General features: G+C 41.1%; 11 protein-coding genes. 5 read left to right on the top strand and 6 right to left on the bottom strand.

Annotated features, from left to right (window positions below; all coding sequences use genetic code 11):
* From nusA to B3B27_RS09585, 5 genes are all read right to left on the bottom strand, one after another.
* Nucleotides 1-1,267 (bottom strand): transcription termination factor NusA (gene nusA / locus B3B27_RS09605; protein ID WP_286834515.1); only part of this gene is annotated, 1,267 nt, incomplete at its 3' end.
* 3 nt (nucleotides 1,268-1,270) lie between these two features.
* Nucleotides 1,271-1,738 carry a ribosome assembly cofactor RimP gene (gene rimP / locus B3B27_RS09600; RefSeq protein WP_238867689.1) on the bottom strand — a complete coding sequence of 156 codons (468 nt, stop codon included), beginning with the start codon at nucleotides 1,736-1,738 and terminating at the stop codon, nucleotides 1,271-1,273.
* A gap of 479 nt (nucleotides 1,739-2,217) precedes the next feature.
* Nucleotides 2,218-2,448 (bottom strand): hypothetical protein, encoded by a 231-nt coding sequence (locus tag B3B27_RS09595; protein WP_238867688.1) that lies wholly within the window; start codon nucleotides 2,446-2,448, stop codon nucleotides 2,218-2,220.
* A 20-nt stretch (nucleotides 2,449-2,468) separates the two neighbouring features.
* Complete coding sequence (locus B3B27_RS09590; RefSeq protein ID WP_286847337.1) at nucleotides 2,469-3,734, bottom strand: S8 family peptidase; 1,266 nt, start codon at nucleotides 3,732-3,734, stop codon at nucleotides 2,469-2,471.
* Between the two features lie 351 nt (nucleotides 3,735-4,085).
* Entirely contained in the window at nucleotides 4,086-4,919 is an 834-nt protein-coding gene (locus tag B3B27_RS09585; RefSeq protein ID WP_286834521.1) for a hypothetical protein, read from the bottom strand.
* 432 nt (nucleotides 4,920-5,351) lie between these two features.
* On the opposite strand from B3B27_RS09585, the gene B3B27_RS09580 reads away from it, so the two are divergent.
* The 5 genes from B3B27_RS09580 to B3B27_RS09560 all read left to right on the top strand — a co-directional run bounded on the left by B3B27_RS09580 (nucleotide 5,352) and on the right by B3B27_RS09560 (nucleotide 11,659).
* Nucleotides 5,352-5,939 carry a DUF5063 domain-containing protein gene (locus B3B27_RS09580; RefSeq protein ID WP_238867685.1) on the top strand — a complete coding sequence of 196 codons (588 nt, stop codon included), beginning with the start codon at nucleotides 5,352-5,354 and terminating at the stop codon, nucleotides 5,937-5,939.
* Between the two features lie 17 nt (nucleotides 5,940-5,956).
* Complete coding sequence (locus tag B3B27_RS09575) at nucleotides 5,957-6,505, top strand: 3'-5' exonuclease (protein ID WP_414703073.1); 549 nt, start codon at nucleotides 5,957-5,959, stop codon at nucleotides 6,503-6,505.
* Nucleotides 6,502-7,695 carry a class I SAM-dependent rRNA methyltransferase gene (locus B3B27_RS09570; protein WP_286847335.1) on the top strand — a complete coding sequence of 398 codons (1,194 nt, stop codon included), beginning with the start codon at nucleotides 6,502-6,504 and terminating at the stop codon, nucleotides 7,693-7,695. The genes B3B27_RS09575 and B3B27_RS09570 overlap by 4 nt, the downstream gene beginning before the upstream one ends.
* Before the next feature lie 506 nt (nucleotides 7,696-8,201).
* Nucleotides 8,202-9,194, top strand: a complete 993-nt coding sequence (locus tag B3B27_RS09565) for a GSCFA domain-containing protein (protein WP_238867682.1) — start codon at nucleotides 8,202-8,204, stop codon at nucleotides 9,192-9,194.
* Nucleotides 9,191-11,659: a bifunctional UDP-N-acetylmuramoyl-tripeptide:D-alanyl-D-alanine ligase/alanine racemase gene (locus tag B3B27_RS09560; RefSeq protein WP_238867681.1), complete on the top strand. Its 2,469-nt coding sequence runs from the start codon at nucleotides 9,191-9,193 to the stop codon at nucleotides 11,657-11,659. The genes B3B27_RS09565 and B3B27_RS09560 overlap by 4 nt, the downstream gene beginning before the upstream one ends.
* A gap of 163 nt (nucleotides 11,660-11,822) precedes the next feature.
* On the opposite strand, the gene B3B27_RS09555 is transcribed toward B3B27_RS09560, so the two are convergent.
* Entirely contained in the window at nucleotides 11,823-12,977 is a 1,155-nt protein-coding gene (locus B3B27_RS09555; RefSeq protein ID WP_238867680.1) for an OmpA family protein, read from the bottom strand.
* Nucleotides 12,978-12,988 lie beyond the last annotated feature (11 nt).

Here is a 12,988-nt window from a genome sequence, read left to right as displayed (position 1 = left end):
CATCCAAATCATCTTCATCTTCAAACTCATAGCGCAAGATAGCTAGTATTTCATCAACTGTACTCTCTTCCAGATCGGCTTCCTTGATGAGCTTTTCACGATTCATTGCAAGTACATTCTTGGCAGTGGAACATCCTATCTTTTTCAGCTGATCTATAACCCAGCCATCAATTTCGTCACGGAATTCATCAAGATAGATGTCTTCTTCGTCCACTCCCTCTATATCACGGAATACCTCTATATTATAACCAGTAAGCATTGATGCCAGTTTAATGTTGGCACCTCCTTTTCCAATTGCCAGAGATACCTCCTCAGGGTTGAGGAAAACTTCGGCACGGCGCTCTTCTTCTTTAATGGTAATAGAGTTGATCCTTGCAGGGCTTAACGCTCTTTGAATGTATAGCGTGGTATTGTTTGTAAAGTTGATCACATCGATATTCTCGTTGCGAAGCTCACGTACGATACCGTGAATACGGAATCCTTTCATTCCCACGCAGGCCCCGACAGGATCGATGCGGTCGTCGTAAGCCTCAACAGCTACTTTAGCACGTTCTCCGGGGATGCGGGCAATACCTTTTATAGTTATAAGGCCGTCAGCTATCTCAGGTATCTCCTGTTCGAACAGACGTTCCAAAAACACAGGTGATATGCGTGAGAGAATAATCCTGGGATTGTTGTTCTTATTCTCTACACGTGCAACCACAGCACGGGCATGCTCTCCCTTTCGGAAGAAATCACTTGGTATCTGTTCGGTTTTGGGCATGATAAGTTCGTTGTGCTCATCATCCAGAAGCAATAACTCCTTTTTCCATACCTGATAAACTTCACCTGAGACAATTTCGCCCACCTTTTCTTTATACTTATTATAGAGATTGTCTTTTTCCAGTTCCAGTATTTTGGAGGCAAGTGTCTGTCGAAGGTTGAGAATGGTGCGGCGTCCAAAATGATCGAGAGACACCTCATCTGTAACCTCTTCTCCCACTTCAAAATCTTCGTCTATCTTCAATGCTTCCGAAAGGGTAATCTCACGGTTGGGATCCTCCAGTTCATCGTCTTCCACTATCACACGGTTGCGCCATATCTCGAGGTCGCCTTTGTCGGGGTTAATGATGATATCGTAGTTCTCATCAGTACCGCTGCTTTTGGAGATCACATTGCGGAACGACTCTTCCAGTACACTTATCAGTGTGGCTTTATCGATATTTTTCAATTCGTTGAATTCTGAAAAAGTATCGATGAGACTGATGGTTTCTTTCTTCTTACCCATATATTATTTGAATCGTATAAGATATTTTGAATATTTTACTTCATTGAATGCGAAGCGGATATCTTCTTCCACTTCAATTTTACGTTTGGCGCCTTCGGGCTTAATCTTTTTAATGATCGATAGCGTGAAGCCGTCATCATCAGACGATTTGAGCACTCCCGTAAGCTTTTGCCCTTTTTTGCTTAGGACCTCAATCTCTTTCCCTTCAAACTTTTTGTACTGACGCAGTATTTTGAAGGGTGAGGTGAGTCCGGCCGATGTTACAGTCAGCTCATAATCTTCTGTATCGCGATTGAGCCTCGACTCAAGGTGTCTGCTTAGATCAGCGCAGTCATCAATATCCACACCCAGATCGTTGTCAATCTCAACTGTGATGGAATTGTCTGCGCCCACTATTACATCCACCAGATAATTTGCTGAATTCTTCAAATACTCTCCGGTGAGGCCGATTATCACCTTTTTTTCAATCATATCCCTTTCATGAACAAAAAAGGAAGCGGTGTTTCCTGCTTCCCTCGTCCTTTACGTGTGCAAAGATATTATTTTCAAACGGATTCACAAAATGTTTAGTTGTTTTTTTGCTCGTGAATAGATTTTGTTATCTGTCAAACAAACATGTCGGAAATATCAGGATTGGCTCAAATTAATTAGACTCACAGCCATGTTGCGTTTATAGCTAAATATTTTTAAAGGCGATGTTTTATGGTACATACTTTCATACAGTTTGTATTCTTAAATGCTCCAGTTCACTTTTAAAAGTTGTGTTTTACAGCTCATACCTGTACGCGACCGTTAAAGGCGTGGCCAATGAGAGAGAAGAATCGGGGAAGCATGCAACGGGCACCCCGAAAAATACCGTGATATCATATATCTATATATACTTAGCATGGATGCATGCGAAAGTTCATAAATTTATAATTATTCCTGGGAGTACCTTACCGTGTCAGCTGTCATTGAATATCAGAATCAGGTGGTGGAATATCTATCTGTTTTTCTTCTGTTAATGAGACTATCCCTTCATGATTGCGAATTCTCATGATCGACTCATCCTCGGCAAAACCTATTATTACACCGAACTCATATAACCGGGTGATGGTTAAGCCTTCTTCACGCAAGCTCTCGGCCAATGAGTTAAGCCGGTCTAAATAATATTCAGATATTGTAATTACGATATGCCTCATTTTAATAAATTTATCTGGCCTTAAGGTGCAATGGATAACCCATCACCCACATCCTCCGATGATAAAGGAAGGCTTCTGGCCAATTTCCTGAATTCATTCTCGATATTCTGAGCCGTTGCGCCTGGATATTTCTCAAATAGAAGAGCCATGATTCCTGCAACATGAGGAGTGGCCATGCTGGTTCCAGAGATAGTGCGATACCTTACAGGCATTCGCCATGAAGAATAGATTGCCACACCGGGAGCTGCAATATCAACCAATCCGGTTGGATTGATAGCCCTGTTTGAAAAATCGGCAACATTCAACTTCGAATCCAAAGCGGCAATTGCGAGGATGGAGGGACAATCGGCCGGACTTCCCACAGGGCTGAACTTGTTTTTTGAACGTCTGCTCTCATTGCCTGCAGCAGCAACTACAATTGCACCTTTTGATTGAGCAAAAAGGGCAGCTCTCTCATACGCTATGTCGTATGCCTGACCGGGGTCTACCTTCGATCCCAGCGACATGGATATCACCTTGCATCCACCGTTGGCTGCCCATGTCATTCCGTTAAGGACCCACGACTGGGCACCGCTCCCTTGATTACTCAATACTTTTCCCGCATAGATATGCGATTTTGTGGCTACCCCGTATCGCAATCCGTTCTGATCTACAGATCCGCATGCTGTCCCAATACAGTGAGTCCCATGTCCGTGAAAGTCGTTAATTGACTCATCGGGGACAAAAGAGCTGGCAGTGACACTCCTACCTTCAAAATCGGGATGGCCTGTATCAAAGCCGGTATCCAGTACCGCAACCTTTATGCCCTCCCCGCTGTACTGTGATTTAAGTGCTTCAATAGCCTCTACACCCCATGCCGATATAATATCTGTGTCAACAGTAATATCGTCGGGCAGATAGACCACTTTTTCCTGTTCAATAATATAATCTGCCGATGCTTTGGCTACCTGAAGCCGTTTAATCCGGTCATCTTCAATCCCCAGAAGGGCTATGCCTAAATCATTAAAAACCAGAGCATCCGCATCTTTTATATTACTTTCGTTAGGGGGCTTAGTTACGAAGTCTGCGGTATTTGCAACTGAAAGGGCCCACTCTGACTTTAAGAAGCTAGTGACTCTCGCTATACTTTTAGCTCCCTCTTTGAGAATTAACAGGTGCCTGCCCGTGTACATGGGATTATCATCACCCTGCTTGTCATAAATCTCTTCTGGAAACTTACTAAAAGAGGTCTCCCGGTTATGATTATCCTGCAATAATGACTGTTTCCCTAATTTTGGAGGTTTCATACGATTAAAGCTATTTTTTTTCAAAGACTTCATATAGGCTCTTATATGTCAACCCGAATCCTATTAGTTTCATAAAGACGATAATTTATAATCATAGAACTCTTTATTCAACTTTTACATCTGTAACTTTTGTGGTAGAATAGTTCATATTAATGTGTTGTCGCTTGATTGATCAGCAGGTAATATTTACAGAAGAATAGTTCATTGAAAAGGTAAAATTAATTTTCACGCGTGGCCGCTGACCAGCGAAACGCCATAACATCTCAAATAGCTATCTACGTATCGCATCGATAAACGTGTGAGTTAAACTCCCCCAAAAATAATAACAATTTCGTTGGAATGCTGTTCAAATCAATCCATTTCTTTAATGAAATCTTCGTCAACTATTCTTAAATTAACAGTTCCATCTTTATCTAACGAACCCTTATTGTCTGCTTCAACTATTCCCTTTGCCAGCAATACATTTAGTGCAGCCCTCTCACGAATGTTCATACGCTGATGAGTATTGAACCTGTTCCCTTCACCTTTAATTTTTTTCAGTATCAGTATTTCATCCTTACTTAATAATTCGATTTTCAGCCTTGCATCGGTTTCCGATTTTTGAGAAATCTCATTATTTGCTCCCTCTCTCCATATGGCAATCTCAGCCTTTTGTAGTCTGTTATCTTCCATGATGGAGAAAAGGCTTGGGAGGTAAAGTCTTGTGTAAAAGTATCCTGAAATAAATCCGGCAACAAAAAAATAGATAAGAACCGCAATCATTATGGGCCTTGCAAAATCACAATTTAGGTTTTCGCAGTCGGCATTCACCAGTATATAGTCTGCAATACTTTGAAGATAACCCGGTATCTTGCCCAGTTGGGTGAGAGTGACCCCCAAGATAATCTTGGTTAGCCAGTCAGATACATCTTCGAGATTGGTGTTCGGGTTGTATTTGGTGTCTCTGCCGTAATTTTCCCCAGGGTTGTAGTCCCTGTTGAGACGGGGTATCCCGAAGATAAAACCCAAAACAGCTCCTGTTATCAGTGATGCAAGGGCTACAATGATTATCAGTCCCAGAAAATCCCAATAGGTTAGCGAGATTGTAGCGCTCAGAAAGCATGTTATAATACCTGTAACAATTAATGACAAAGGTAACAGATGAATTGCATGTTTCATTTTTAATGGCTGTTCGTTCTTTTTCATAGTTTTGTGAAGTTAGTTGTTTAATCCACTGCTTCTGCTATCACTTCCGTACTGCTTCGTACCTATAAAGCATCGAAGGGCTATTAAATCCTCAATTCCATAATATTACCTCTGAGATATGTCACTTTAAGCATAAAAGCCCCTTTTGAGCAGATATTCAATATCGACCTTTGCCTGATTGATGTTTTGTACGGCTTAAAACATTTTTTATGGAGTGCAAGATAACGGAATCTTTTGAAAAAGACAAGATTATAGCATCATTTTTGATTTCCGACCAGATTGTTGACCCTGTTAAGGACGACGCCCAAGCATCTCGTATCAGAAAATCCCGGTTGTTATTATCGAAGATAATACCTATCATTATCGAAAATCAGGCATATCATTATCGAAAATATTGTGTACTTTTGTCCGTTAAAAGGACAAGAATTGTGTATGAAAGATGAAATTATGGAGAGTCCTGACAGAGGTAAAATTGTTTTTGACAGGAGTGTTATCGACTTCGTTACTGTTGCCGTGGAATTCTGTGCTTTTCTTGAGAATGAAGAGAAGATGCCTCGCAGCAAGTGGGTGGATCGGATGCTTAAGATTCTGCCAATTCTATATGTGAAAGCGTTATTGTTGCCAGATGTAATATCTTCTGATGAAGACCTCCCGGCCACATTCGTACGTGAAGAGGATTATAACAGAGTGGCAAGCTCGGTGGCGAATATAATGGGTGAGGAAAATGTTTACCTGGATGTTTTTGTGGATGATATGAAGTATAGTGACACACCTGTTTCAGCTTTTATCTCAGAAAATGTTGCTGATATTTACCAGGACATAAGGAATTTTGTATCTGTATATCAGCTTGAGCTTACGGAACAGATGTATAGTGCGTTGTATTTATGCAGGGAGAACTTTAATATTTTTTGGGGTCAAAAGCTGGTTAATGTGTTGAGGCCGCTGCATGCGCTGAAAATAAAGGAAATGGAGTTGCCGGGTGAAGAAGGGAATTTAATGGGGGAAGAGTTGTGGGATTGACTATATCAAAGGAACAGTTGGCTGAATTACCGATAGAGAAGTTCGAGGGAAAAATATTCGTTATCGATAATGAAGGGGATTCGAAGAAAGCTTGTGAGTATCTCTCCAAAATGAATGAGCTTGGGTTTGATACTGAAACCAAGCCGTCGTTCAGACGTGGACAGGTGAATAATGTGGCGCTGATGCAACTTGCAACTGAAGAGGAGTGTTTCCTATTTCGTCTTAACAAAATAGGCTATCCCGATGAGCTTGTGTCGATAATGAGCGATCCGGGGATCAAAAAGATAGGCCTTTCGTTGCGTGACGACTTTGCCGCAATTCGTAAACGTTCAGTACGTAAACCTGTGAATTTTATTGACCTGCAGGTTTTCGTGGATAAATTCGGGATTGAAGATAACAGCCTGCAGAAGATATACGCGATATTATTTGGTAAAAAAATCTCCAAAAACCAGCGCTTATCGAACTGGGAAGCTTCAATACTTAAACCTGCCCAGCAGTCATATGCTGCTTTAGATTCCTGGGCATGCCTCAGGATTTATAAACATTTAACCGGCATATATCAATGAATAGTTACAAGGAAATTGTTCTGCGTCCAGGTAAGGAGGAGTCGCTAAAACGCTTTCACCCATGGATCTTTTCAGGAGCAATTGGCAGTAAGCCAATCGGACTGGAAGAAGGAGAGGTGGTTCGGGTATTGGCATCAGATGGAAGCAGCATGGGAGTGGGGCATTATCAGATAGGCAGTATTGCAGTGCGCATGTTATCATTTAATGATGAGCAGATAAATGAGCAGTTTTACATGGGCAGGCTGGAAAATGCTTTCATGATTAGAAGAGAATTGAACCTGATAAGGTCTGATAACAACACTTTCAGGCTGGTGCATGGAGAGGGTGACCACCTCCCCGGGCTTATAATAGATATTTATGGCAATACTGCAGTAGTTCAGGCACATTCTGTAGGGATACACAGAGATATTGGCCTCATCACGGATGCTTTAAATCAGGTTATGCCTTCAGGTACGCTGAAAAATATATTCTACAAGTCAGAAGGGACACTGCCTTACAAAGCCGGATTATATCCGGAGGACAGGTATTTGTCAGGAGGTGAGGATGTAAGCGATACTGCAATGGAGAATGGATTGAAATTTCATATAGACTGGCTCAAAGGACAGAAAACCGGTTTTTTCATTGATCAGCGCGAAAACCGGAATCTACTGGAGCAGTACTCAAAAAACAGGACCCTGTTAAACATGTTCTGCTATACAGGGGGCTTCTCGGTTTACGCTTTAAGGGGAGGGGCAGTAAAAGTTGACTCCGTGGACAGCTCTTCAAAAGCGGTATCGCTTACCGGCAAGAATGTCTCTTTAAATTTTGGTGATGATAGGCGTCATAACTCATGTGCTGCCGATGCCTTTAAGTATCTGAAACAAATTAAGAATGGCGAATACGACCTTATTGTGCTGGATCCTCCAGCTTTTGCAAAACATCGGGGAGCTGTAAATAACGCTTTGCAGGGATATAAAAAGCTGAATCTTTCTGCACTGGAGAAAATAGCCCCCGGAGGAATTGTTTTTACATTCTCCTGCTCGCAGGTAATTACGAAAGAGCAGTTCCGCCTGGCTGTGTTCTCCGCTGCAGCTATATCTGGACGGAAAGTGCGTATCCTGCATCAACTTACCCAGCCAGCAGACCATCCCATAAATATATATCATCCCGAAGGAGAGTATCTGAAAGGATTGGTCCTTCGGGTAGATTAAATGGTACCAATGTCAAATTATGAATTTGTGAGCACCAATGTCAGGTTGGGTGTTAGAAATGGTGCGTTATATGGTGTCATTGTCAGGTTTTGTTGGTACAAACGGTAGATTAAATGGTACGAATGGCAGTCTTTAGAGCGTGAGAGCACCATTTGTAGATGACCGCAAAGTTGAAATAATTGTACTTTGGATTGAATAATAAACTAAAAATCCGTTTTAAAACTAAATAAAACACTCCTTTTTGGTTAAAATGTGCAAAATGTAATTTTTTTTCCCCTGTAAAGTATGTTTTATAACACAAAAAGGCTTACATTTGCATCGTGTTTTTCATGGTATTAGATTTAAGGTTAACAATGAAGATTGGTTGTCGTGAGACAACCATTCCTTTTTAATACACTTCTCCTTACCTTTTTTGATATCTTCTTTTCCTTTTTTACAAATTATAAACTGTTAGATTGATCTGATTGACCGGTTTATTGTTAATTTTGTACTGAAAATGCTCCAATATGGATTTTAGAACACGCATACAGATCACGGAACCGGATATCTTCATAAAGCATTCTACAGAATTGATGCTTTTCGGATCCTGTTTTTCTGAAAATATCGGCATTAAGCTTTTACAGAATAAGTTTAAGGCAGATGTAAATCCGTTCGGTATTTTGTATAATCCGTTTTCTGTTTCCAATTCGATAAAAAGATTGATCTCGGGTGAACATTTTTCTGAGAGAGACCTTGTTTGCTATAATGGCATGTATCACAGCTTCATGCATCACGGCCATTTTTCAGATACGGATAAACAAGTGTGCCTTGAAAAAATCATGGAGCGATTTGAGAGAGCAGCAGGCATTATTCGTAATGCAGGGCTCTTCCTGATCACTTTTGGAACTGCCTATATATACAAATGGAAAGATAATGGTATGCTCGTGAGTAACTGCCATAAATTTCCTGCGTGCAGATTTCAGAGGTCCCGCCTTCAGGTAGAGGAGATTGTGGAAGAGTGGAACGAAGTTATTACTCAAATTTTATCCATCAATCCCGATTCAAAATTTATTTTTACCGTTAGCCCCGTGCGACACTGGAAAGATGGTGCACATGAGAACCAGGTCAGCAAATCCATTTTGCATTTGGCTGTTGACTCTCTTAGGAATGGCTTCGCTGGTAGTGTGTACTATTTTCCAGCTTATGAGGTGATGATAGATGAACTACGGGATTATAGGTTTTATGAAGATGACATGATCCATCCGTCACCTTTTGCGATAGACTATATCTGGCATCTTTTTGCTGAGGCTTTTTTCTCTTGCGAGACACGCGAAGTGAACAGAGAGTGGGAGCAGATAAGAAAGGCAATTTTCCATCGGCCCTTGCATCCCACTGCCAGATCATATAAGATGTTTTTAGAACAGACATTACAAAAACTGGAGCTTTTTTCAGATCGTCATCCTGAGATCGAATGCGAAGAAGAGAGGGCTCTATTAAAAGAAAAATTATACAGATCATGACTTATAAAATTCAACAAATAGCTTCTATACTGAACGTGTCGCACGATAAGTTGCATCCAGCCGGAATTTCAGTACTTCTTACCGATAGCAGAAAACTGACACATCCTTCTGAAACACTTTTTTTTGCACTTGTAACTAAAAACAATGATGCTCATGCTTTCGTCAGGGAGCTGTATGATTCAGGTGTACGTAATTTTGTCGTTTCAAAACATCTGGATGAATGGGACAATTTTACTGATGCAAATTTTCTGCAGGTGAAAAACAGCTTACGGGCACTACAGAAGATTGCAGCGTATCACAGATCCCGGTTCGACATACCTGTTATAGGTATTACAGGAAGTAACGGAAAAACTATAGTGAAAGAGTGGCTTTATCAACTGTTGGAAAAAAATTACAATATTGTACGCTCACCAAGGAGCTACAACTCACAAGTAGGTGTGCCATTATCTGTTTGGCAACTGGATAAAGAGGCTGGACTTGGCATTTTTGAAGCCGGGATATCTATGCCTGATGAGATGGAACTGCTGGAACCGGTTATCAAGCCTACTATAGGTGTGTTGACAAAGATAGGAGAAGCGCATCAGGAAAATTTTACTTCTCTACAGCACAAATGTATGGAGAAGCTTGAGCTTTTTACCAATTGCGATGTGTTTATTTATGATGAAGACAATGAATTGGTGTCGCGTTGCGTAGACCTGATGGTGCTCTCTCAGAAGGCTTTTTCTTGGTCCAGAAAAAACAGGGACGCGCATCTGTATATTTCTGATATTAAGAAAAAAGATGAAACAACTGCAATCAACTATTCATTTCTTGATTTAGACGAATCATTTGTTATCCCGTTCACAGATGAAGCATCAATAGAGAATGCCATCAATTGCCTTGCCGTAGCCTTGTACCTGCATGTATCACCAATTGAAATATCCTCAAGGATGCTTACTCTTGAGCCGGTTGCCATGCGCCTTGATGTTAGGAAAGGCAAGAAAGAGTGCCTTGTAATCAATGATGCATATAACTCTGATATTAATTCTATCAAGATTGCTCTAGATTTTCAGCAGCAGCGAAAGATGGACCGTCCTTTGAAAAAGACAGTGATTCTTTCGGATATTCTACAGACCGGGGTTCCGCCAAGAACGCTATATAAAAAAGTGGCTGAAATGGTAGAACAGAGCGGCGTTCATAAAATAATAGGAATAGGACAGGATCTTTATGCTAATCACGATCTTTTTGCGATACCCGAAAAATCGTTCTATACCACAACCGAAAAGTTTATTCTTTCCGGTGAATGGAGGGATTTTCATCAGGAGCTTATTCTTCTTAAAGGTGCCCGTAAATACCATTTCGAAGAGATAAGTTTGCTTATTGAGGAACGTATCCATGAAACAATGCTGGAGGTGAATCTTGATGCAGTTGTTCATAATTTCAATTTCTACAAATCGCGATTGCAACCCGGCATCAAGCTTGTATGCATGGTTAAGGCAAACGGATATGGGGCAGGAGCAGTGGAGATAGCCAAAACACTTCAGTATCACCGTTGCGACTATCTTGCGGTAGCTGTAGCCGAAGAGGGTATTTTGCTCAGAAGCGAAGGAATTTCATTGCCTGTCATAGTGCTTAATCCCGAAGTGAACGGTTTTGAGGAACTCTTTTCTAATGACCTCGAGCCGGAAATATATAATTTTCGCATTCTTGAAGCTTTTATCAGAGAGTCTGAGCGAAGAGGGATCACCGGTTATCCGGTACACCTTAAAATTGATACAGGTATGCACCGTTTGGGATTTCTCCCAGAGGAGATACCTCAACTGACTGCTATCATCAAGGCCCAGAAAGGGCTGAAAGTAAACTCAGTATTCTCTCATTTGTCTGCCAGCGAAAGTTGGGTTTTCGATGATTTTACACATCAGCAGATGGCAACATTCGACAATGCTGCAGAAGAGATTGAAAAGGCACTAGGCCATCATTTTTACAAACATATTCTTAACTCTGCAGGGATGGAACGTTTTCCTGCAAACAATTGGGAAATGGCCCGGCTAGGAATAGGATTGTACGGGGTAAGCGCAAGCGGGCTTGACGGACTTAGAAATGTAAGTACCCTTAAGACAACCATACTTCAGATAAAACAGATTCCTTCAAATGAGACTATCGGTTATGGAAGAAAGGAGAAACTAGACAAAGATGCACGTATTGCCACCATACGCTTCGGTTATGCTGACGGGCTAGACAGACAGTTCGGTAACCGTAAGGGAAAAGTTCTTATAAACGGCCATTTTGCACCTATTGTAGGAAATGTGTGCATGGACCTGTGTATGGTTGATGTAACAGATATACCTGCCAACGAGGGAGATGAAGTTGTATTGTTTGGTGAGGGGCTTGGCGTTGTTGAACTTGCAGAAAGCATTGGTACCATTCCTTATGAGATTCTTACCTCTATCTCTCCGCGTGTTAAGCGAGTTTATATAAAGGAGTAATTATATACATTCATTCAGGGAAGCATAACTCATTCCAGGTAACAATAAAAAAATAATAGCATTTCAAGCTGATAACGTCATGGTTAAATAGTATAACCTGTTTCAGGTAACAAAAAAAGCATCTCGTCCGAGATGCTTTTTTATTTATTATGTTGCTGTTGAATTACTCAACAAAGAAAATTGCAACACGGTTCCAGTCGTTTTCTGCATATGGCTGTTGGGTATCACCCTTCCAGTCAATAGAGATGCGATCGCTGTCGATTCCGTATTCGTTGGTTAACGCATCGGCAACCGCTCTTGCACGTCTTTCAGAAAGTGCGAAGTTGTATTCAGGAGTACCTGTTTGTTTGTCAGCGTATGCAACTATGTTAACCTTTGCATTTTCGTTTGCTTTTAGATATTCAGCAGTATTGTAAACGCTCACCTGCTGTCCCTTATCAATCTTGGAAGAGTTGATACGGAAGAACACAACGTTGGGAACATAAACTCCTTCTGAAATAACTGTTGGCTGTACTTCAGGACATTCTGGACAAGATTCTGGTCTGAGTCTGAGTTCTTCGTTTTCAGCGCGCAGTCTGTTGATCTGGCTGTTCAGGTCGTTAATCAGGTTGTAGTCCATCAATTCGGCAGGAGTGAAGTTCTGTTTTCCGCCAAGGCCGAATTTAATACCTGCTGTTCCTGTAAACATGTTGTCCCATTCATAGTCTTCGCTATTGATTCCGTCGAACGAGTCTTGAACAACTCTCCAACCAAGTTCCAGGAAAAGAGCTACATTTCTTGACAATTGGAAATTGTTGATCAACCCAGCATTAAAAGTAAATGTCTGGTTTTGATGCTTGAAAGTGCTTCCGTCAGGATTCGGCTTTTTCCAATCATCATCTAATCCGTACATATAACCCATTCCCAAGTATGGAACCAGGCTGTAAACTCTTTCTGGATTATATGAACCCCAAGCGTTAATAACATTGTACATTAAATCCACATGTCCGCCAAGCCAGTTGTTTTTAGCAAAAGGAGCATTATCAGCTTCATGTTTAATGTTTCCTCCATCAATAACAAGACGAGCACCCCAGTTAGGAGAATTCCAGCGTCCGAATTCGATTTGACCCATCCATCCAAGACGGTCTGAGAAATCTGAATCCGCATCACGTTCTGCTTTCGTATTATAGAGGTTAGTTCCGCCTCCAAGACCAATATACCAATTGTCACTAGATTTGTTTTTCAGATACACAGTACCATGAGAAACGTTTTGTACTTCTTGTGCACTTATGCTGAAAGCAAGAAGAGCAGAAAATAAAAGTAAACTAAACTTTTTCATAAATTTAAATT

The organism is Proteiniphilum sp. UBA5463 (assembly GCF_002427225.1).
GTDB lineage: Bacteria > Bacteroidota > Bacteroidia > Bacteroidales > Dysgonomonadaceae > Proteiniphilum > Proteiniphilum propionicum.
Note: the sequence above shows the minus strand (reverse complement) of the source record. Positions and strands in the feature narration are given on the sequence as shown.